Below are 20,202 nucleotides of genomic sequence, written 5' to 3' on the forward strand. Positions count from 1 at the left end.
CCTGGTCTTTTGATTGACTAAAATTGTAAATCCTTTTTCATCACCCAATCTATTTGCGGGTCGTCTCCAAGAATAAAAATTTTAGAACCACACCTCTGAAATCCCCATTTGGTATAAAACTCAACCGCCCTATGATTTTCGTGCCAAACTCCCAGCCAAAGGGCTTCTTTGGCTTTAAGTCTGGCCTGAGTAATGCATTCTTTCATAAGTGCCGAGCCCACCCCATTGCCAATAAAAGATTTATCTACATAAAGACGAGCTAGCTCCAGGGTCCTGACAGGAGGGTTAATTTCCGGAGGGTTTTTAGTCTCACGCATTAACGCATAACCCACCAGGGTATGAAACCGATAAGCTAAAAGGATGGTATTCTGTTTTCTGCCCACTTCGGCCATAAGGCTTTTAACCGAGAACTGGAGTTTTAAGAATTTCTCCATGTCTCTCCGGCTATTCTGCTCAGCAAAACTTTCATAGAAAGTCTTGCGGCTAAAATAAGCGATAGTGGCCGCATCTTGCGGTTGGGCCAGCCGGATGGTTATAGTATTGAACATTTTTGAACTCACGGTCTCCCGTAATTTGGTTTCTCAAATCAAACAGACGTCCCTCAAATTAATTATCAAAAAAAAGGTTTAAAGCTTTGAGCTTTAAACCTTTTCACAACACTCAGCCGTTTTTCTGCTGAGCATGCAGCGACCACTTTTCGAGTACATTTACTAAGTCTTCGAGTTTTACAGGCTTACTGATATAATCGTCCATTCCCGCTCGTATACATGCATCGCGATCGCCCTGCAGCGTATTGGCCGTCATGGCAATAATTGTGGGCTGAACGCTCAAACAAAGCCTGATCATCTTAGTCGCTTCCAGGCCGTCCATTTCAGGCATCTGAACATCCATCAATATAATGTCGTAATCATTGAAACTAACTTCCTCCAAAACCTCATTTCCATTACTGGTCATCTTCGGCTCATATCCAAGTTTATTCAATACTTTGATGACCATCTTTTGGTTCATCGCATCATCTTCGGCAATCAGGATTTTTAATGGATTCTCTTTTGCAAAGTCAACGGAAAGTTTCTGTTTACTATTTTGTTCGCTTGCCTTGTTTTTGTTTCTCAAAGCAACAAGAATCTGTTCATTAAGTATATGCTGGCGAATCGGCTTTTTAATTACCGAGCTGAAAAGCCCAAGATGTTTTTTATAAGATTCATCATCAAATTTATTCAGCAATATAACCGGCATATCAGAATGCAGCGATTTGATAGCTTTCGTAAGCTCAACACCTGTCATAGCGGGCATCTGCATATCGGTTATAACCAGATCGTAGTCAGAGTCTCTGGATAACAAAGCCAAAGCCTCTTTGCCAGAGCCTACACCTGTAGCAGAAAGCTTCCATTGCTGTAACTGTTTAGTGAGAAGGTTACAAACCGTTTCATTATCATCCACGATCAATATTTTTTTGCTCTCCATTCCCGTCATTCCAATACTTTTCGAACGTACCTGCTGCAGGCTTGTTCTCAGCCATATGGTAAAGGTGAAGGTACTGCCTTCGTGTTCTTTACTTGATACCTGAATAGAACCACCCATTAACGAGACCAGGTTCTTACAAATGATCAAGCCCACGCCGGAAGATATTCCGTTTGTATTTAAAGCCGAAACCGGCTCAGCGAAACCCTTAGACAATTGAGCAACCTTTTCGCGGGTCATCCCCATCCCGGTATCTCTTATTTCAAATTCAAGCTTTACACGATTATCGTCGCCTGATTCAATAAACCGGGCACCGATAAAAATCTCACCATTGAGGGTAAACCGGATAGAATTCTTCACAAGATTAGTAAATATCTGATGGAGGCGCATAGCGTCTCCCACAACCTGCGTCGGAACATTTGCAGGAATATCATAAACGAGATCAATATTCTGTTTGGCCGACTTCGAAGCAAATACATCCAGTACCTCTTCGATGGTGTTTCGCAGATCAAAATCCTTTTGTTCCAGCTCTTTTCCTGATTCGAATCTTGAATATTCGAGTATGTCGTTTATAAGAATATCGTTTATAAGCTTTAACAGATTTTCGCCAGAATCGAGAATAGTGTTAGTATACTCGCGTTGCTCGTTGTTTAACTGGGTTTCGTTAAGCAAAGCAGCCATCCCCATCATGGTGGTCATGGGAGTACGGATGTCGTGACTTATTTTCGACAGCAACTGACTTTTGTTTCTGCTTTCGAGAGCAGCCAAATCGCGCGAGCTCTGTTCATTCTGCTTGGCATACGACAAAAGCTCTCGTGTTTCCAGCAACTGCCTTTCCAGGTCGCCGGCACGGTGTTCAACCGCTTTAACCTTGGAGCGATGGAAGAAATATAGTGCTATTGCTATAGCAAGCAGCACAATTAACTGGAACCACCAGGTTAACCAAAATGGCGTCGGGAATGAATCTACTATGATAAACAGAATTTGGCCGGTACTCATATTTCCTGTATTTATTGCTTCGTTTTACTGTATATTCAATTATAACTTTGTTGCCTCGAAAGGCTTTGGATCATTTCTTAAAGGTATTGCATCAATGCTTTTAAGCTTGTATTGTACGATGATGGCAGCAGCTTTACATCCTTGGCTCGAGGCGTTCAGACTAAACAACTTTGCTGCTTTTTCGTCTTCAAACCCGGGAATTCGGAGCTTAAATTCTCTACCATCTGGATAAATTACTATTTCCCTGTCGAATGATGACAAAAGCCTTGATTTTATGTTTAAAGCATCATTTTCGGTCGTGAATGGCCCCAACAACAACGCAAACTGCATGGAGGAGGGCTGAGCTTTTGAACTGTTTCTGAAAACACTTGCCGGCGCCGGAGTCGGAGTCGAAACTAGAGTTTCGATTTCTTCAGCGATTATTCCTGGTCTTGCAGCATCATTTGGAGGCGTTTTTCTAGGCTGTTGAACTTCCAGGATTTCGGGAGCAGCCTTTGACTTTAATTGCCCGGCTCTGCCGGCGACAAATTTATTGGCCTCGCTGCTATAAGTTTTAATAATGGTTTGCTCTGATTTAGTTCTTACCACAACGTTAACCCTGCGTACATTGACAACGGGCTCTGCCGGCTTAATTTCTTCTTTGGGCGAAACTGAAGCTTCAGTTGAAGGATTGCTCGCTAGGATATTTACAGGGTAAACGTCTTTAAAAGAATCTGACTCTCTGCGTTGTTTAGCCTTACTTTTCTTGAAGTTAACCTCAAAATTGGCTCCAAAAACCAGCGCTCTGTCTTTTGTATGCGGGTTAAACATATACACCGGAAACGTAATATTTTTGTATGCTGCCTCAACCACTAATCCGCCTTCTAAAAAACCAGGACTACGCTGAGGTTTGGTATGCTGCAAAGACACTCCGACGGAAAGCCAGTTCAAAGGACTATAGGTCAGGTCGGTCCAGCTATACGCGAAATTATCAACAGATCCGGCCAACGAAAATGTGTATTGCGGTTGAATATACAGGAAGAAGTTTTTATACCCCATGCTTACATTGGCTCCAAAAGACCCACCGTTATAATCACCCATCACTGCCCCTGCAATGGGACTGATGGAGTACGACAATGTTGCTTCTTTGGAAAATGTTCTGCCCATATAAAACGAAAAAGAATTAGCTGCCTCGTAATTATATCGTCCCTCAGCGTAAAAATTATTGCTGGTTTGAAAACTAGCCACTGGCATTACTGCTGCGGGACCGTCGGTGCGCATCGAATAATAATTTTCCATACTTAAGCGGGATTGCGCATCTGCCTTATGCAGCAACAACCCTGAAAGCTTCATTAGGAGTAGTAGCGCTAACCTTTTTCTCATTACCTATTATTATCGACTCGGCTGTTGTTAGTTTATTCATCAGCAGAATCCTTTTTAAATGCGGGTTCCAGTTAAACAGTAGTTCATCCAGCGGATGAAAGAAGATAACCCAGGAAAACACGTCGAGTAAGTGCGTGAGACCTGTTTCATCGGCAATTTCTTTACTGATGATTAAAGGAAGTAGCAGGTTTACCAGTACTACGATAATTAAACTCACCAACACCACACCGTAATTACGTTTTTTGTACTTGTTGAAGGCTTTAATTTCATCCTCTTTTTTATCAGCGAAATGCCTCCGAATGGCATACAAAAGCGGCTCGGCAAACTGCTGATCTATATCGTTATTGCAATTTAATTTGAATAGTATCGGGTCATAACGTTTTGCAGACTGAACAGAGGCACGAATATATTGCTCAAACTGATGACTTAACTGACGTTTATAAATAGGTGAAGGATCGTGCCTGTTGAAATAAGTATTTATCGACGCCTGATCTAACGAGAGATATACATTAACGGCTTTGGAACTGGTTTTACTCATAACCTATATCTTGGTACTGAATAGTTTATAATAGATTATTTTTGAAGTTTTTGAACCTGTTGCTTTAACTCATCTATTTGCTTCTGCTGTTCTTTTATGGCGTTGATTAGGACTGGGATAAGACCTACATAGTCAATTCCAAGCGTTTCTTTTGATTCATCACCCTTGACAACCTCAGGTATTAAAGGACGAACATCTTGAGCAATAAGACCTAACAATTTGTCAGAGTCAGGTTTCTTTTTCCAATTGTAGATTACTGGTTGCAACTGCATTATATCGTTCAGTCCGTACTTCAAATTGGATATATTGGTTTTAAGACGTCTATCTGAGCTACCTAAAACCTGATCGTAACTTATATCATCTATTTTAATATCGCCGTTAACCTGTAATTTATAATCCCCTTGATCCGTAGTATACCCAATTAAAACCTCACCATCATCAGTTATTCGCATTCTTTCGCTACCCTTTGCATCCTCATCAGCCTGGCTACCGCTATTTGTAAAGAAAATTAACGGTTTATCTGCGGCAGCATTTCCCACATACATTTCAGCACCAACAGCATATAAATAAGCTTTGTTAGGCCCATTCAATATCCTGCTCCCTTGTGTACCGGTCCGATACCCACTACTGTTTATACCCATATCAATGTAGCCAAAGTCATCTTCACCATTGTCCGCTGTAGCCACAATATCAGCACTGGCATCCTGTCCACTACTAGTGTTCTGGATATTCATTTCAATATATTGATCTCTCTCTGCTTCAACCCATAATACAGTACCTAAACCCGAGTTGACATTATTAGTAATCGAGCCACCGTTAATATTAAGCCGTGATTCAGAAACATCATCGTTCCCAGTCCCAATACCAACATTGCCAATAGAATCAATTTTCATTCTGATGTTGCTAGTGGCTTGTCCTCCCGTAATAAATCTTAAATTTTTATCTACTGTTGCAGTTCCTATAGTTAAATTTCCTGATTTATTATAGAGGTACGAATTGCCCCCTCCCCCCAAAGCGTCTGTACTGGTATTTCCTGTTGAGTTAATTCCTAAATCAACAAAATTTGTGGTTTCAGTACCCGAATTGTTGCTTGCCACGATATCAGAACTTGCTGCAATGCCATTCGATAGATTCTGAATATTTAACTGCAAATAGTTATTTATGGTACCTTTTCCACTTATCACGTTGTAAGAAGATGTTGTACCGGCGTCAACCAAAAATTTCTCATTAGCCGTTGCAAAACTTGGATTAGAACCAATTGCTACATTTCCGGACGCGTCCATGAACATCCGCTGAACGTTGTTGGTTCTAAATCGCAAAGCGTTAGCATCTGTTGTTCCCACGAAGCTGCCTGAATTGTATGTATTTGTCTGCCCGGAGTTACCTGTTAAAGACCAGGCGTTAGTAGATGCAGTTGCTGTATAAACACGCTTTTTTACAACACCGCCGGCTATCAATAAAATACTGTCTAGACCAGAACCTTCCTGTACACCACTTAGATAGAGCGGATTCGCAGTGGCTCCAATAGTTAAAGCATAGCCGGGAGCACTAGAACTTCCAATACCCACTTTTCCAGTATAGTACAAGTCACTCCCTGTGGTCGTCCATTGAGAACTTGATCCATTAAAAACCCAGGTAGTTCCGTTGTAGTAATAAAAGCCTGCAGTGCCATCGGTCTGATAAATTAGCAATCCCGTTGCTGGACTTGAAATGGCGAGTTTTTGTGCAAGGGTCATCCGGGGAGCCAGAAACCCTTTGGTATCGAAACTAACATCCAAACCTGCAGATTCATGCGGCGCTGCCCCGGTTGAATTAATACCCACATTCTGGGCGTATCCCACCTGGCATAACAATGCAAGAAACAGCAAAGCAAATCCTTTAAATATGAAGTATTTTTTAAGCATAATTTGAGCGTAATAAAATTATTATTGCGGAGGTATACGAAAACCGTAAATATTTTGTTGCGTTTTAAACCGCAGGCTGTAATTCAGCCCGAAATGAAGGAAATCCCGAAAATTCTTTTGCTTAAAATCTTCGCTGATAGCTAAGAGCTGCCGTGGTTTGATTGCCGAAGATATTTTTCTGGTATTCCTGGTTTACCCATGATAAGTTGAGCGACAGAACATTGAGCGCTTTAAAAGAATGTGTAAAACCCAGAGTCAGGTTATTGGATTTGAGTCGGTTAACATCGGTAACTAGCATACTACCCGGCTCACCATTCTCTCCTACTCCCCCAATCAGTACCGTATTTGTAGAAACATCAGGTGAAAGTCCTGTACCGGCCGCAAACCTGATGTAATCATCAGCGCCGCCCAAATAATAACGCACATTAAGCGAGTACGAATGAGAGAGCGAACTTTCTGCCGGAGTAAGGTAGGCGCGGAAATTAAACCAGTAGTTCTTGTAGTACTTACCCAGAGCAAGGGTATAGATCCAGGTGTTATCGTCGAATCTGAGCAGCCTGAAACCTGCATCCGCTTCAAATGAGGCAGGCAGGTTCGCATAAAGCGAGAACCCTGCGCGATAATTTGGAAAAATACCGTCTGCAGAATAGCCGCCGCTTACATAAGTGTAAAACATCGGAGATAGTTTTGGATAAGCGTCAACTTCAAACTGTAGTCCCTCCGACTTAAACCGGTTGGCATAATTAATTCGGGCAGATACTGATCCAAGCCTGGTTTGGCGACCATAATCAAAACTCACCAGTTGCCATGGATCGCTAAACTGCTCATCGAAATGTACAAAATCATAACTAAGCCCGAACTTATTTTTAGAACTATTCTCTCTTATTCGCTGAGAAATTGCTCTTGCCGCTGTATTTTTTGGATCGGTGCGCAAAATTAGTGTAACAACCTTATCGGCCTCTTTATAGCGATTTAAATTGTTTAATATCTTAGCTTTCAGCAGAAGGAGGTCTTTCGATTCAGGATGGAACTGTAGTCCGTCATTCGTTAACTGCAGGGCCTGGTTGTACTGATCATTCCAAAATTCAAGACTTGCGTAAGCCAGGCTTGCATCTTCGTGCCCCTGCTCCTGTTTCAAGACAGTTTTAAACTCAGCTCTGGCACTGTCTGGCTTATCTGACCAGGTATATACCCGGCCAAGAAATATTCTTATGTCCTTATAATCCGGACTTTTACTTAGGGCTTCCTTGGAAAGCTGGATAGCCAAAGGATAGTTTTTTTTTTCAAAAGCAGCAGTCCTGGCCTCCCGGAAAAGTTCATCACTATCCTGAGCCCTTAATGTTGAGCAGAACAAAAGGAGCAGACTTATCAGGATATAAACTGGTAACGTTGAGAGCACACGCATTTTCTAATGTAAGCAATTATCAATAATTCGAGCGTCGAATTACACGCATATACGAAAAAACATCAGATAGGTTTGCACAAAAACAAAAGGCCCGATGTTTTCACATCAGGCCTTTTAATCGAAGTATTTTTATAGTTTAGGCTACAGCTTTTGTTTCAACAGAGTCTAATTCAAAAACAGCCAGCTGATTCATTAAGTTGTAATGTAGGGTCCCGAACAGATTAACAATTCCGGAAGTACTCTTCCCCTGAATTAAAATACGTTCTTTTAAGATCTCGATATTACTAAGATCTTTTCGTGATAAAATCAAATCTTCATCCTGAATTTTTATTTCAGACTGATCCATTGAGAATTGTTTAAGAATCTCTTTAAAGCTAAATCCATTTAATAATAACTCTGTTAATTTCATAAAATACCTCCGAATTTTTATTTAGTGTAAACTTTACACTAAGCTTCGGCTTTAACGCCGATTAAACTATTAACAAATATTAAGCCAATTCACTATCAACAAATCAACATAATACTAAATTACAACTTTTATTATCATTTTATAAACGTAAATAAGAAATATTTACAAAAATCATTTTATTTACATAAAGATTATTTTTAGACCTATATAAAAATGCATACACTAACTACAAAAACATCAGGACAGTGTATTTAACTTAGTACAAATGAAATTAAGCGCCGGAATCCTCGCCTACCACAAACATCCAGATATCGAAGTATTTTTAGTACATCCGGGCGGTCCTTTCTTCGAGAAGAAAGATCATGGCGTATGGTCAATCCCGAAAGGGGAATATATAGACGAAGACCCTTTTGAAATTGCAATAAAGGAATTTATGGAGGAAACCGGCAATATCCTGAGTAAAACGATGCCTTTTATAGCCCTTACAGAAGTAAGATTAAAAAGCGGGAAGAAGATATCCGCATGGGCAGTAGAGTGCGATTTCGAAATAAACTTCATACAATCGAATTCCTTTGAACTTGAATGGCCGCCTAAATCGGGCAAAACAAAACTCTTCCCGGAAGTGGATAAAGCCGGATGGTTTACGCTCGAGCAGGGGCGCTTAAAATTAAATCCGGCTCAAACAGACTTCGTCGATCAGCTTGAAGCTATTTTAAAGAGTAGATTTTGAAGTCCCTGATCTCATGCCTCGACCAAGTGGTGCGAAACCCGAAATATCCTTCTTTTAACGGCTGAGGGTCTTGGTAGCTGAAAAATTTAACGCCGTCTACAAAGAACTCGGTAAGACCATTTTTTACCGTTAGCGTAATACGATAATCCCTGTTAGACTCTAATAAATGTGCTTTGTCGAGATGCTCCTGTAGCAAAGGCTTCCGGCCATCTCCGTAATATTTTCTAAATCGTGTGGTAGAATTGGTATTACCGCCCATTCCCACATAATAAAGGCTGAGCGAATCGTATTCTTCAAAAACGCCGCTACGTGTAAATGTATTTACATTTTTAGGATCTTTTGCCATCCAAAACACGTTTAGATCCGAGAGCCTGTCGTTCACGCCGCTGTCTACCAAGACTTTCCTGGTAAATTCAATCAAATAACCACCTTCGAGTTTCTCGTCAAGCCAAACCGTTGCGCCAGCAGCCACATCGATTACCAGTTTATTTTTGTCTGCAACTACTCTTGAGTTTTTGTGAGCAGGAGTTTCGACAATCCAACGCGCAGATAATTTAGCAAACGCATCCTTAAAAATAAGCTTATCGACCTCGTAACCAGGAAGTATTAAAGCTGGCCCCTGAACTTTACAAGAAGTAAGAATCAGTAAAAAACAGAAAAACAGAAAAGACCTCATATAAAAAAACTTAAGATTGATTAGGATAATTCGCCTTGCCAGAACAAAACGATACTATAAAGTTATCGTTACAAGCCACGCTTTTTACCCATTTGAAAAATTTAAACCTCTCCCCGAACAATAAACACAATATATTTGCTTTATACTATTATTCACTTAAATAATACAGATATGAAAAAATTACTTGCTTTAACTTTTTTTGTCGCGTGTGTAGCCGGCAACAGCGCTTTCGCACAACAGGATAAAAGTAAAAGAGCCAGTCCTCCAGCAAAAGTAAGCGAAACGCTTGAAAGCGGAGCTGTTGTAACCATAGACTACAGCCAGCCGTCGTTAAAAAACCGTACCATCGGAAAAGATATTGCTCCTTATGGGAAGGTTTGGAGAACAGGTGCAAATGAGGCGACAATTTTCGAAGTAAGCAAGAATGTAACCGTTGAAGGAAAACCTCTTCCTGCTGGGAAATATAGTCTGTTCACTATTCCAGGGGAAAAAGAGTGGACTATTATTTTTAATAAAAACTGGGACCAATGGGGTACAAATTATAAAGAAGAAACCGACCAATTAAGAATCAATGTAAAACCTGAAAGCGGTGAATCGGCAAAAGAGTTATTTACCATCAGTTTAGCGAAAAACGGCGAAGTGTCGCTTGAATGGGGTAAAACCGAGGTTGAATTTGAGGTAAAATAATAACGAAGGATCTCTCAGAAGTCATACGCTTCTGGTTTCTGAGAATCCTTTAAAAAGATGTTGCCTTAGCCAGCTTTTTTTCCTTTCGGGATTGCTGCGTTTTCCAAATCTCCTAACTCAATCTTTAATGCTTCTATCGATATTTGAATCTCTCGCAGAGAAAGATATAGCGAAATCAGGAGCAAGACCAAGCTGAATCCAAAAGTGGCTTTCGCAAGGTAATGGTTATCGTTAAACAACAATAACATACTTATCACACAAAGAAAAAAACTGGCTATTCCACAAGCCTGCATGTTCCTTATCAGGTAAATTCTTTTTCGCAGATTTGAGATCTGTCCGATGAGATTGGGGTTGTTACTTTCAATATACTGGTTTTTCAGACTCCTTATCAAACTCGCCAAAGCCATAAACCGATTGGTATAAGCAAGCAGCAGTAATGATATTGCTGGAAAAAGAATTGCTGGAGTTGTAATAGAAAATTCCATAAACGTGCTTTTATTTCAGATCTGACCTTACCTTTTTAAAGAAACCACTCATATAAATTAGATGGAGTTAAACCGGTTTTTTGTGCTCCGGTAACATCACGCCTCACTTGTCCCTCGGCCATCTGAATAATGCGACTTCCGTATGCCAATGCCTCTTTCATATTATGGGTAATTAATACGGCTGTTAGCTGGTGGTTTGCGATAAGTTTTGCAGCTGTTTTCATGATTGTTTCGGCAGATCGCGGATCAAGGGCGGCAGTCGGTTCGTCTAATAACAATATTTCTAAACCATCCATTACAGCCATAAGCAGTGTTAATGCCTGGCGCTGACCTCCGGATAAAGAACCCATTGGCTGATGAACTTTTGCCTCCAGCCCCATACCCAGTTCAGCGATACGATCTTTTACGGTATTCTTAAATCTTTCCGTAATCCCGATTCGCAGGCCTTTTGATGAGGTTCGGAGCGCTGCCAGTCTAAAGTTTTCGAGAATACTTAGATCGGGCGCAGTACCACTTAGTGGATTTTGAAAAACGCGGGCAATCCATTTGCTGCGCTGATGTTCCCTGAGATGATCAACAGCACAATTACCAATATGAATGCTTCCGGAATCAGGAAAGATACTCCCCGAAATACAGTTTAAGAGAGTAGATTTTCCTGAACCATTTGCTCCTACAATCACAACAAATTCCGACTTCTGAATTTCAATATTAACATCGTGTAAAGCAATTACCTGATTTACTTTGCCCGTATTGAAGGTTTTATGCAAATGAGAGATTTTAAGCATAGAGCGGGTATATCATTTATGAAAGTTATACGATCTTTTTTATGAACAATAGTTTATCGCACAAAAGTCCTGCGCGCTGTTTAATAACTTAAGCATACTCACCTCTGAACAGATAATACCCTGGGCAAACTAACTATCAGCAACACGAAAGAGGCCGTAACAAGTTTTAAAAGATTTGCATCGACACCTATGTCTAGTGTGACCGCCAGCACCAACTGGAAAATAACAGCCCCCGCAATCACTAATACCAGGTTAGTCAAAATCGACTTTACCTTAAGCCAGTGTATCAAGGTCTCTCCTATTATTACCGATCCAAGGCCGACGATTACGATCCCAATTCCCATATTTATATCTGCAAAGCCCTGAAATTGGGTAATAAGGTAGCCGCTAAGGGCGGTGAGACTGTTTGCCATAGCCAACCCGATGATTTTCATCCGGTTGGTATTCACGCCTAACGCTTTAATCATTGTTTCACTGTTTCCGGTGGCACGCATGGCAATACCGAAATCAGTTTTAAGAAGATAGCCAATTACAAGCAACATAACTACAACAAATACCAGCAGCACAATGAATGTATTTTGGTTCAAATCCTGAAGAAAAAACGCCGGGCTGAATAAGGTTGAAATATTGAATAAAGGAATATTGGAACGTCCCATCAATGAGAGGTTGACCGAATATAGTGCAGTCATCACCAAAATACCTGCCAAAAGCGGATTTACATTGAGTTTAGCATGTATAAATCCGGTAAAGGCGCCGGCCAGCGCGCCAGCTGACATAACCACCAGCAGAGAGAGCGATGGCGGTATTTCTGCCATCAGTAACACACCTGTTATTGCGCCACCCAGAGTAAAGCTCCCGTCTGTAGTGATATCCGGGATGTTAAATATCTTCATGGAGATAAAAATCCCGATGGCCAGGCCAGAAAAACAGAGCGCCTGCAAGATGGCGGTGAGATAGAATTCCATTAGTTTATTGCTTCAAAGCCTGCAGGTATCACAATCTTATATTTACTAGCAACCTGCGGATTGTATACCCTTACCCGCTTTTTCACCATCTCCCATTTTAAGTTATCAGAATTACCACTTTTTAAAAACTGAGCAGCCTGCTCGCCTGCCTGATAGCCCCATTGGTAAATATCGGCGCCAAAGGCTACCAGCGCACCGCGTTTTACCAGACCAGACTCACTGGTAAATATTGGAACCCCTTTTTGATTGCAATTTTTTAAAATGGTTTCAAAAGACGCGAACACAGAGTTATCCGGATTAGCGAAAAAAGCATCGATATTCTTATTTAAAAGAGATTGGGTAACCAGCTGAGCATCGGCAGAACTATTTAACGGAAGGGCCTCAACCCGTACATTTAGTTGAGTGGCCAATGTCTTAATACGTTGAACCGCATCCACAGATTGAGGTTCGGATTGATTATAGATCATACCCACTACCAGCGTTGCCCCCTTAGGTTTAATTAGCTGGGGGATGAACGAAAATGAGGTGTCGATATACGCCAGGTCCTCTGCCACCCCATATAAATTTTTTGGCTCCTTTCCAGCTGCATCGGTCACTTTCATACGTTCGGGAACTGGCGATACCATCATAAACACAGGAATCTCTTTAGAACGCTGAAGTGCGGTAATGGTAGAAAGCGTAGTACAGGTTGCCATCAAATCTACTTTCTCGGAGATAAAATAGTTAACGATCTGGGTAAGGGTGGGAATATCTCCCTGAGCATTGCGATAAATAACCTGTACCGATTTGTCTTTTTCGCTAAAACCATTTTTTGCCAGCGCAGCCGTGAAGCCATCTCTGGCCTGAGAAATTGTAGCATCTTCAAAAGCATCAACAAAACCAACAACCGGCACTTCCTTATTCTGCGAACTGCATCCCGCTGAAATTACCAGAGCGATAAGCCATATTTTTCCCGAATATAAACGGAACATATTCTAAGTAATTTAGTCGATAAAATGATATAGAAAAACAGTATCACCTGTAAAGGCTGATTTCTTTTCATCTTTTATTTCCAGTTCGGCCGTGATGGTTGCCTTCGTTACTCCTCTTAAATTAAGAATAGTTTTAAGTGTTACGCGTAATCTTACTTCGCTGTTTACTATCACTGGCTGGGCAAAACGGAGGCTTTCAATCCCATAATTAATTTCCATTTTAAGGTTCTGGATGTCGATCACCTGTTTCCATAAATAAGGAATTAAGGATAATGTTAAATACCCGTGCGCAATTGTTGCTTTGAAAGGGCTTTCGGTTTTAGCCCGCTCAGTGTCGGTATGTATCCACTGATGATCTAAAGTAGCGTCCGAAAACATGTTTATCTGTTCTTGAGTAATGGTGTGCCAGTTAGAAACACCAAGTTCCTTACCCGCGTATTCTGCAAACTCCTGATGACTTTTTATAATTAGCATATCGATAAATTTATATAATGTATGCATTATACCATAATTCTCCGACATGTAAAAAGAATACCTGTGTAATTGCAGGAAACCTCTGGCGGATGACGCAATCAGAACTTAATTTGTCGCTAATTCCCCCTGCCAGCTTACAAAAAGTGCATCATCTTTGTTATGTAATTTAACCTACAAGGATATGCAAAAAATAACCCAGTGTTTATGGTTCGACAGCAATGCTGAAGAAGCAGTCAATTTCTACACCTCTGTTTTTAAGGATGCAAAGATTGGTGAAGTGGCCCGTTATGGTGATGCCGGACCAGGGCCGAAAGGTTCCGTCATGACCGCAACATTCGAACTCTTCGGACAAAAATTTATTGCTCTGAATGGAGGACCTCTTTTCAAGTTCAGCGAGGCAATTTCTATGGTTGTAAACTGCGAGAATCAGGAAGAAGTGGATTACTATTGGGAGAAGCTGTCGGAAGGCGGGCAGGAACAACAATGTGGCTGGCTGAAAGATAAATTCGGACTTTCATGGCAAGTGGTTCCAACCGAATTACCTTCGCTATTCACGGGTGATGGAGCGAAATCTCAAAAAGCCATGCAGGCGATGATGAAAATGAAAAAACTTGATATCAATATTCTAAAACAAGCTTACCAGGAAGGATAATCGTCAACTAATTCATAAAACCATGGAAAAACAAACATTTAACATCGTAATTGATGCGTCACCAGAACAGGTTTGGGATGTATTGTTCGGAGAAAGCACCTACCCGCAGTGGACTTCGGTTTTTGCAGAAGGCTCGACCGTTGAAACCGATTGGCAGGAAGGTACGAAAACGCTATTTTTAGATGGGAAAGGCAACGGAATGGTTTCGGTTATAGACCGGAATATCCCCAACCAATTCTTGTCTATCCGCCATATCGGTGAAATTAAGAATGGCGTTGAAGATCTGAATAGTGAAAGCGTTCAATCCTGGGCAGGTGCGCTCGAAAATTACACCCTTAAAAACCTGGACGGAAAAACGGAACTTTTAATTGAGATAGATGTTACGGAAGACTTTAAAGATTACTTCTTAGACACCTGGCCCAAGGCACTTAGTCGGGTGAAAGAGTTGTCGGAAAAGCAAGCTCATCCTGTTAGTTAAACAGTTAGTACTTCGCTTAGGTTTATAATCCTGGGCGAAGTATCCTCAACGGTCAATATCAGCGTTCTCGGCTCTCAACCCGGCAGAAACCGTAGCAGGCTTTTTTCTGTACGTTTTTTTATTATAGTTTTTAAACAGATGGGCCGGGCTTTTAACGCCTATGAAGCTGTTTAACCTATTCTGGTTCAGTTGTGTTTTTTGATCAAGAAGTCGATACAACTGATCTGGCCAGGGCGCGTTATACTGCAGTGGAAAGGCTGTCGCGTCGCCTGCATCACGTATAGCTTTATATACTGTGACGTTCTTAATATACTGACTAATAGCTACTACCAGCTCCGGATCGGGATCGGCCAGATGAATATTTTCTTCAATGATCTCTAATGCTTCTTGATGGTTTCTCAATACCTCGGCTTCAACCCTCTCGGCAATTTTATATTTCATCGAAGAAGCATCCTCTCTTATCGAAAGAATCATTTCCCATATTGCATTGTCTTTTTTAATGCGGATAAGAAGTGGCCAGTAAAATAATTTGAGCCGTTCTTCCAATTGACTGATGCTTTTCCGTCTGAACTCTAAAACCAGTTCTATTATGATTTTAACCAGGTAACCTATCGCTGCAGCAACAACCGGGATGATTAACTTATTAGATTCCCAAAATTTGTGGAGATCAATATCCGGGATTTGTAGTAATTCCATAAAAGAACGCTTAAAATTCTATCAGTTCGCCTTTATCCGACAAGAAAGTACTTCCAACAGACCTCGGTACATTTCTTAAGGTACGAGGCCTGAAGCTCGGATCTTCATCGTATCGCATCCAGACTGACTCATCTATTACCTCCCTGGTCACAGGATTGCCAAGCGTAATTTTTCTGCTTTTCGGAAGCAGGAACCAATACCAGAAGCCCATTGAATTTCTCAATTCACCCAAATGATTGCCCTTTATTTTTGAGATCTCGTGATCGTGATAACACAATCCTATTTTTTGGGCTTTACCCACAATCCACTGTAGCGCCAGATCACTGAGGCCACTCTCATAATACCCACCACCAACATTCGAGTGCACACCGGCAAACCAGCGCTGTTCCAGCCGCTGCGGATGATCGGGGTTATTCAAAACACTTTTACATGTTTCCCAGATGGCGGGCTGAAAGGGTCGTCTTCTTTCGTTAATAGCTAAAGCCTGACAGGCATTTTCTACGGTTGGACTAAGAGTTACATCATGAAATTTATAACGGTTTGAGTTATATTTCTGATAGATCGGGAGAGGAATTCCAAGGGCGCCTACCGTGTCCCAAACTCCGATAAATTTTATCGGCGTGATGTCTTCCACACAATTGTTTCTCCGGAAAGATACCATGAGGTCGGAATTTGCATCGCTATAATCGTTTCGGTCGCGGTAAAGCTCATAAGCTTTATCTACAAGGTGCATGTTTTGAACTTTTAACAATCCGCAAGTTCTAATCAACCCTACAAGGCTTCTGGCTGTATAGGCTCCCCTGCTGAAGCCAAAAAGATATATTTCATCACCAGGCTCGTAATTCAGCATGATAAAAATATACATGTCTTTAATATTCTTATCCACTCCTGCTCCGGCAGCGCCGCCAAACAGCCTGTCTTTAAAGGAAAACCCCGTACCCACACCCTGATCGTACACTTTAAGCTGGCGGACATCCCCATCGCAATCACAGATTGCCTGAAACATCTTCTCAACATTAGTTTTAACAATTTTGCCGCGGTCTTTGCAGCCAGGCTTGTTCCATGTGCCGTCGCTGCAGGTTATAATTCTTTTCATAGCATGATATTATTCGGTTATTCAAAAAACATTTATACTACCAGCCCCAAAGCAGCAAAAGTTATAGGCCCCGCAACTCCATCTACTTTCAATCCCTTATTTTGCTGAAAGGTTTTAAGTGCAGCAAGGGTTTTATCACCGAATACGCCGTCTGCTTTGATCGGTGGATTTGCCCCCATCTGATTGAGACTTTGCTGCAATGCCTTTACTGCCGAACCTGAATTTCCTTTTTGCAGATAAGATGCAGTACTGGCTTTTTTTTCCGTTTGCTGCTGGATATTATATTCTTCCTGCATTGCACCCAAAACATCGGGCGTAACTATGCCTGTAGGATCTAAAAAATGCTCATTTTGAAATTGAATCACCACCGCCCTTGTGCCGGCTCCAAAAATCCCATCAACATCTATGGTATAATCCATTCCCCACAATAGTCGCTGCATAAAGGATACGTCACTCCCGCGGTCTCCTATTTGTAAAGTATCTTCCGGCATTGAACCAGAGAAATCATTCAGTACCGAAGGAGAAACGAAAGCCTTAACGAGGCTTACATTGCGCTCGCGACGCATTACTTTACCACCATCGCTGTCATTTGAAACTTCTGTATTACCCTCCCAGGAATAAAAACGACCGGTTGATTTATCTTTCCAGCTGTCGAATATGCCGGTATGGTCGCAGTGGCCGTCGCCTTTCCAGTCGAACAAAACAATGTCGCCGGCCTGCGGATTTTTGGTAAGCTCACCTCGTCTTTTCCAATAATTATATGCGCCCTGGCAATAATGGTATCCTTTAGCTGTTTCTACCTTTCCCAAAGGATAGCCGGCCTTATCATACACCCAGCTTACAAAAATAGCACACCACTTTACTCCATTCATGCCATACCATTGGCCATACTTTTGGATGTTTGTTGACGCCGGGCTTTCCTTTACATTCTCTTCAGATTTGGCAGTATCGATAATCGTTTGTCGTGACATAACTTATATTAATAGTTGGTTTATTATTCATTCCAATAAAATTCTGCAGGATAGCCAGGATGATTATTCAAGTCGAGTTCCAGGGTGGAGTCGTCTAAGAATAAAGCTCCCAGAGTATATGCTTCGAAAGCGAGCAATGACAGTTTAGCAACTCCATTTTCATCGGGTTTGATGTAAATTACGCTGTCTGGTATCCTATAGGTATCATCTACAAAAATGGCTATAGGGTCCTTTAACAAGCTCCCATCCTCGCAATAAACAGCGATATCAATATTGTAAAAATTTTTCCAACTGCTTGGGGTTACGGCTGCCTCCATCACTTTACCCATATTTTTACTCCTCCCGCCCCATCTTTCCTTCTGGGTGTCGTCATGGTGTTTTATGGGTCGGCTCTGAAGTTGCTTCTTTACAATTTCTTTTAACTGTTCGAGCTTATCCCCCAATTCAGGATCGTCCTGGGCAAGCGTGCTTAGAGTACTCACATCGCTTACCATGTTACTTTTCTGGATGTTTTCGCTTGATTTCACCTGGATTACATGCTCTTTATATTCTTTATTTTCCTGCTTCATCACCTGGTTTACCTGCTCTACCTTCTCTTTCTCCTGTTTTACTTCTTCGTAGTCCTGCCTGATCTTATTGATATCATCATCAGTCTTTTTCATGATATTGGTAAAATCTGTCCGGGTCCAGAAGTAGATGATCAGAAATCCAAAAAGAAGGAAATAGAATATAATCACCAGTGCGGCGTTACGACCTCCTTCGCCTCCACCAAAGCTTGGCGCAAGTAATTGACCTGCTTTAATAACCTTTCCAGGGATGTTTCCCAACTGGGTAAGCCCTACGCCCACAATAATTTTGGTGAGCCAATCGCTTATTTGAACCAGATTATCGTTGTATTTGAAGGTGGTAGGTTTTGAAGCCGTAAGGCTTTGATTTTGCAAAAGGCTTGGAATCCCGAAAATGAATCCCAGAAAACCGCCTCCCGCGAAACTGGCGCCACCCAGCAGCAAGCCGCACCCGCTGGTAGAGATAACCGACCACCATTGAGAGTTCGCGGGATTTGAGTTAGATAAACTTAAAAGGATTACCAAGAGCAAACCGAGACTGATTAACCATTTAATAATAACCCAGGTACTCTTTATCAGCTCTTCTATTTTGGCATCGTCAGTGCTGCTCATAAGCAAAAAAATATTTACCGCTTAATACTTATGCTGGTTCTACTTCCGGAGTGGCTTTTGGTTTAAATTCCTCCGACTGGATATTGGCTATATATGCGTCATACAAGGCGTTTTCCTTATTATATTGTTCGCTACCGACAGTTAGTTGCGCGAGCTGCTTTCTTTTATTATTTGCCTTTTTATTGTAATTCAGATCGTTATACAACTTCATAGCATCCTCTAAGGCAGCTGTGGCTACGCTGGATTTATTTCCTTCGCCGAATTGTTGAAGTATTGACGCAGTGGCCAGCTTCGGCGAAAACGATTCGAGGCCTTCTCTTTTCGCCCCATCAATATTTATAATAAGATAAGGAGCCGGACCAGAGTAAGGGAGTTTTGTTTCTTTATGAACCAGTTTGTATTCGACCTTTTGCAGAACATCAACCGCTTTTGCTTCAAAACCTTCAAATTCCTGAGCGTCATCTGAGTTGTATATGAGTGTTTTTCGCGGTACCGAATTTACAAGGCCGCCCAAGCCGAATTGAATTCTTAAGCTGTCGTTTAAAAACGGGGCTTTTTGCAATAAGGAATTTCCCAATTTTCCCGCAATATTTAATACCTCGCTGCCTGCAAGAAGGAACGTTGATGCAGGTAAAAAAACGGGAAAAGCAGCTGCGGCGCTAAAGGCCTGCGAAATTGTATTGATTAATTCCTGATCGAAAGAGTCGGCGATAAAATTGAAAGACACCTCATACGAATCAACCTCGACAGCGGGCGAATAAAACACAATTCTGGTTCCTTCATCCATCGCCGAAAAATTAAGATAAGATCGTTCCTCCGACTTGGACTTTAGCATATTGAGCGCCTTCGCCTGGGCCTGATAAGTGGCAGACGATTTAATTGCTGTAGATAAAAGAAGATCTCTGCGCTTTCCAAAGGCAATATTCTTTCGAAAATCACCCGTGTAGACCGTAAGTATTTCTATGCTCAACGGCTTTCCGATCCCGATAGGTTCGTACGGAACCTCCTTCCCGGTGATAGGGTCCGGAGGAGCCAGCTCATTTTTTACAGTAGACGCCTCGATAAGGCCGTTTGACACTTCCAAAGTCAGATGCGCGCTTTCTTCTTCCGACTCAGCGGATAAAAGGAGTTCTTTAAACTGATCTTCTTTGTTTTGATACTCCAGTTCGTTAACCAGAGTATCACCAACGATCATCATTTTTGCCATGATACTTTTAAATAGATGCTGATAATTTTTTGTTAAAAACCCTGATCGCTTCGGTTTCAGAGGTATATAACAC

The 20,202-nt window shown here is 41.5% G+C and carries 22 protein-coding genes; 4 read left to right on the plus strand and 18 right to left on the minus strand.

The window, feature by feature from the left end:
- Positions 1 to 17 precede the first annotated feature (17 nt).
- The 7 genes from J3P43_RS07245 to J3P43_RS07275 form a co-directional block, all read right to left on the minus strand.
- Positions 18 to 548, minus strand: coding sequence for a GNAT family N-acetyltransferase (locus J3P43_RS07245; RefSeq protein ID WP_255900771.1), 531 nt, complete (start codon positions 546 to 548; stop codon positions 18 to 20).
- 112 nt (positions 549 to 660) lie between these two features.
- Positions 661 to 2,460, minus strand: a complete 1,800-nt coding sequence (locus tag J3P43_RS07250; protein WP_255900773.1) for a response regulator — start codon at positions 2,458 to 2,460, stop codon at positions 661 to 663.
- A gap of 39 nt (positions 2,461 to 2,499) precedes the next feature.
- Positions 2,500 to 3,822, minus strand: coding sequence for a hypothetical protein (locus J3P43_RS07255; RefSeq protein WP_255900774.1), 1,323 nt, complete (start codon positions 3,820 to 3,822; stop codon positions 2,500 to 2,502).
- Positions 3,764 to 4,360, minus strand: coding sequence for a hypothetical protein (locus J3P43_RS07260; RefSeq protein WP_255900775.1), 597 nt, complete (start codon positions 4,358 to 4,360; stop codon positions 3,764 to 3,766). The genes J3P43_RS07255 and J3P43_RS07260 overlap by 59 nt, the downstream gene beginning before the upstream one ends.
- A gap of 35 nt (positions 4,361 to 4,395) precedes the next feature.
- Complete coding sequence (locus J3P43_RS07265) at positions 4,396 to 6,264, minus strand: tail fiber domain-containing protein (protein ID WP_255900776.1); 1,869 nt, start codon at positions 6,262 to 6,264, stop codon at positions 4,396 to 4,398.
- 121 nt (positions 6,265 to 6,385) lie between these two features.
- On the minus strand, positions 6,386 to 7,669 hold the full coding sequence (locus J3P43_RS07270; protein ID WP_255900778.1) for a YaiO family outer membrane beta-barrel protein: 1,284 nt from the start codon (positions 7,667 to 7,669) through the stop codon (positions 6,386 to 6,388).
- Positions 7,670 to 7,805: 136 nt separating this feature from the next.
- Positions 7,806 to 8,078: a hypothetical protein gene (locus J3P43_RS07275; protein ID WP_255900779.1), complete on the minus strand. Its 273-nt coding sequence runs from the start codon at positions 8,076 to 8,078 to the stop codon at positions 7,806 to 7,808.
- A 265-nt stretch (positions 8,079 to 8,343) separates the two neighbouring features.
- Here J3P43_RS07275 and J3P43_RS07280 point away from each other — a divergent pair, with 265 nt between their 5' ends.
- Positions 8,344 to 8,808, plus strand: a complete 465-nt coding sequence (locus J3P43_RS07280) for an NUDIX hydrolase (RefSeq protein ID WP_255900782.1) — start codon at positions 8,344 to 8,346, stop codon at positions 8,806 to 8,808.
- On the opposite strand, the gene J3P43_RS07285 is transcribed toward J3P43_RS07280, so the two are convergent.
- Positions 8,786 to 9,484 carry a DUF6250 domain-containing protein gene (locus J3P43_RS07285; RefSeq protein WP_255900783.1) on the minus strand — a complete coding sequence of 233 codons (699 nt, stop codon included), beginning with the start codon at positions 9,482 to 9,484 and terminating at the stop codon, positions 8,786 to 8,788. The genes J3P43_RS07280 and J3P43_RS07285 overlap by 23 nt on opposite strands.
- 171 nt (positions 9,485 to 9,655) lie before the next feature.
- On the opposite strand from J3P43_RS07285, the gene J3P43_RS07290 reads away from it, so the two are divergent.
- Positions 9,656 to 10,171 carry a DUF2911 domain-containing protein gene (locus tag J3P43_RS07290; protein WP_255900784.1) on the plus strand — a complete coding sequence of 172 codons (516 nt, stop codon included), beginning with the start codon at positions 9,656 to 9,658 and terminating at the stop codon, positions 10,169 to 10,171.
- Between the two features lie 65 nt (positions 10,172 to 10,236).
- On the opposite strand, the gene J3P43_RS07295 is transcribed toward J3P43_RS07290, so the two are convergent.
- The 5 genes from J3P43_RS07295 to J3P43_RS07315 all read right to left on the minus strand — a co-directional run bounded on the left by J3P43_RS07295 (position 10,237) and on the right by J3P43_RS07315 (position 13,851).
- Positions 10,237 to 10,656, minus strand: coding sequence for a DUF2721 domain-containing protein (locus J3P43_RS07295; protein WP_255900785.1), 420 nt, complete (start codon positions 10,654 to 10,656; stop codon positions 10,237 to 10,239).
- Positions 10,657 to 10,691: 35 nt separating this feature from the next.
- Entirely contained in the window at positions 10,692 to 11,441 is a 750-nt protein-coding gene (locus tag J3P43_RS07300; RefSeq protein ID WP_255900787.1) for an ABC transporter ATP-binding protein, read from the minus strand.
- A 98-nt stretch (positions 11,442 to 11,539) separates the two neighbouring features.
- Positions 11,540 to 12,406, minus strand: coding sequence for an ABC transporter permease (locus tag J3P43_RS07305; protein WP_255900789.1), 867 nt, complete (start codon positions 12,404 to 12,406; stop codon positions 11,540 to 11,542).
- The gene (locus J3P43_RS07310; RefSeq protein WP_255900791.1) at positions 12,406 to 13,377 is read right to left on the minus strand and encodes an ABC transporter substrate-binding protein; all 972 of its coding nucleotides are present in this window, start codon (positions 13,375 to 13,377) and stop codon (positions 12,406 to 12,408) included. Before J3P43_RS07310 ends, J3P43_RS07305 begins: the two co-directional genes overlap by 1 nt.
- A 12-nt stretch (positions 13,378 to 13,389) precedes the next feature.
- Entirely contained in the window at positions 13,390 to 13,851 is a 462-nt protein-coding gene (locus tag J3P43_RS07315) for a MaoC family dehydratase (protein ID WP_255900792.1), read from the minus strand.
- A 181-nt stretch (positions 13,852 to 14,032) separates the two neighbouring features.
- Between J3P43_RS07315 and J3P43_RS07320 the strand changes: the two genes are divergently transcribed.
- Both J3P43_RS07320 and J3P43_RS07325 read left to right on the plus strand, forming a co-directional pair.
- Positions 14,033 to 14,503: a VOC family protein gene (locus J3P43_RS07320; protein WP_255900795.1), complete on the plus strand. Its 471-nt coding sequence runs from the start codon at positions 14,033 to 14,035 to the stop codon at positions 14,501 to 14,503.
- Positions 14,504 to 14,525: 22 nt separating this feature from the next.
- Positions 14,526 to 14,981: an SRPBCC domain-containing protein gene (locus tag J3P43_RS07325; protein ID WP_255900796.1), complete on the plus strand. Its 456-nt coding sequence runs from the start codon at positions 14,526 to 14,528 to the stop codon at positions 14,979 to 14,981.
- Positions 14,982 to 15,026: 45 nt separating this feature from the next.
- On the opposite strand, the gene J3P43_RS07330 is transcribed toward J3P43_RS07325, so the two are convergent.
- The 5 genes from J3P43_RS07330 to J3P43_RS07350 are packed head-to-tail and all read right to left on the minus strand — an operon-like array spanning position 15,027 to position 20,129.
- A complete protein-coding gene (locus tag J3P43_RS07330) occupies positions 15,027 to 15,677 on the minus strand; it encodes a hypothetical protein (protein ID WP_255900797.1) in 651 nt (216 codons plus the stop codon).
- 10 nt (positions 15,678 to 15,687) lie between these two features.
- Positions 15,688 to 16,773 (minus strand): T6SS phospholipase effector Tle1-like catalytic domain-containing protein, encoded by a 1,086-nt coding sequence (locus J3P43_RS07335; RefSeq protein WP_255900800.1) that lies wholly within the window; start codon positions 16,771 to 16,773, stop codon positions 15,688 to 15,690.
- Between the two features lie 32 nt (positions 16,774 to 16,805).
- Positions 16,806 to 17,744: a peptidoglycan-binding protein gene (locus tag J3P43_RS07340; RefSeq protein ID WP_255900803.1), complete on the minus strand. Its 939-nt coding sequence runs from the start codon at positions 17,742 to 17,744 to the stop codon at positions 16,806 to 16,808.
- A gap of 23 nt (positions 17,745 to 17,767) precedes the next feature.
- Positions 17,768 to 18,922 carry an apolipoprotein A1/A4/E family protein gene (locus J3P43_RS07345; RefSeq protein ID WP_255900804.1) on the minus strand — a complete coding sequence of 385 codons (1,155 nt, stop codon included), beginning with the start codon at positions 18,920 to 18,922 and terminating at the stop codon, positions 17,768 to 17,770.
- Positions 18,923 to 18,950: 28 nt separating this feature from the next.
- The gene (locus J3P43_RS07350; RefSeq protein ID WP_255900805.1) at positions 18,951 to 20,129 is read right to left on the minus strand and encodes a hypothetical protein; all 1,179 of its coding nucleotides are present in this window, start codon (positions 20,127 to 20,129) and stop codon (positions 18,951 to 18,953) included.
- Between the last annotated feature and the right edge of the window lie 73 nt (positions 20,130 to 20,202).

Origin of the sequence: Paradesertivirga mongoliensis (assembly GCF_024436395.1) — a bacterium.
Classification (GTDB): Bacteria; Bacteroidota; Bacteroidia; order Sphingobacteriales; family Sphingobacteriaceae; genus Paradesertivirga; species Paradesertivirga mongoliensis.

Coding starts and splice junctions, on each gene's coding strand:
- J3P43_RS07325 (WP_255900796.1), top strand. CDS start 14,526: ATGGAAAAACAAACATTTAACATCGTAATTGATGCGTCACCAGAACAG.
- J3P43_RS07255 (WP_255900774.1), bottom strand. CDS start 3,822: ATGAGAAAAAGGTTAGCGCTACTACTCCTAATGAAGCTTTCAGGGTTG.
- J3P43_RS07350 (WP_255900805.1), bottom strand. CDS start 20,129: ATGGCAAAAATGATGATCGTTGGTGATACTCTGGTTAACGAACTGGAG.
- J3P43_RS07285 (WP_255900783.1), bottom strand. CDS start 9,484: ATGAGGTCTTTTCTGTTTTTCTGTTTTTTACTGATTCTTACTTCTTGT.
- J3P43_RS07270 (WP_255900778.1), bottom strand. CDS start 7,669: ATGCGTGTGCTCTCAACGTTACCAGTTTATATCCTGATAAGTCTGCTC.
- J3P43_RS07260 (WP_255900775.1), bottom strand. CDS start 4,360: ATGAGTAAAACCAGTTCCAAAGCCGTTAATGTATATCTCTCGTTAGAT.
- J3P43_RS07280 (WP_255900782.1), top strand. CDS start 8,344: ATGAAATTAAGCGCCGGAATCCTCGCCTACCACAAACATCCAGATATC.
- J3P43_RS07305 (WP_255900789.1), bottom strand. CDS start 12,406: ATGGAATTCTATCTCACCGCCATCTTGCAGGCGCTCTGTTTTTCTGGC.
- J3P43_RS07330 (WP_255900797.1), bottom strand. CDS start 15,677: ATGGAATTACTACAAATCCCGGATATTGATCTCCACAAATTTTGGGAA.
- J3P43_RS07320 (WP_255900795.1), top strand. CDS start 14,033: ATGCAAAAAATAACCCAGTGTTTATGGTTCGACAGCAATGCTGAAGAA.
- J3P43_RS07250 (WP_255900773.1), bottom strand. CDS start 2,460: ATGAGTACCGGCCAAATTCTGTTTATCATAGTAGATTCATTCCCGACG.
- J3P43_RS07310 (WP_255900791.1), bottom strand. CDS start 13,377: ATGTTCCGTTTATATTCGGGAAAAATATGGCTTATCGCTCTGGTAATT.
- J3P43_RS07300 (WP_255900787.1), bottom strand. CDS start 11,441: ATGCTTAAAATCTCTCATTTGCATAAAACCTTCAATACGGGCAAAGTA.
- J3P43_RS07290 (WP_255900784.1), top strand. CDS start 9,656: ATGAAAAAATTACTTGCTTTAACTTTTTTTGTCGCGTGTGTAGCCGGC.
- J3P43_RS07345 (WP_255900804.1), bottom strand. CDS start 18,922: ATGAGCAGCACTGACGATGCCAAAATAGAAGAGCTGATAAAGAGTACC.
- J3P43_RS07295 (WP_255900785.1), bottom strand. CDS start 10,656: ATGGAATTTTCTATTACAACTCCAGCAATTCTTTTTCCAGCAATATCA.
- J3P43_RS07265 (WP_255900776.1), bottom strand. CDS start 6,264: ATGCTTAAAAAATACTTCATATTTAAAGGATTTGCTTTGCTGTTTCTT.
- J3P43_RS07340 (WP_255900803.1), bottom strand. CDS start 17,744: ATGTCACGACAAACGATTATCGATACTGCCAAATCTGAAGAGAATGTA.
- J3P43_RS07335 (WP_255900800.1), bottom strand. CDS start 16,773: ATGAAAAGAATTATAACCTGCAGCGACGGCACATGGAACAAGCCTGGC.
- J3P43_RS07315 (WP_255900792.1), bottom strand. CDS start 13,851: ATGCTAATTATAAAAAGTCATCAGGAGTTTGCAGAATACGCGGGTAAG.
- J3P43_RS07275 (WP_255900779.1), bottom strand. CDS start 8,078: ATGAAATTAACAGAGTTATTATTAAATGGATTTAGCTTTAAAGAGATT.
- J3P43_RS07245 (WP_255900771.1), bottom strand. CDS start 548: ATGTTCAATACTATAACCATCCGGCTGGCCCAACCGCAAGATGCGGCC.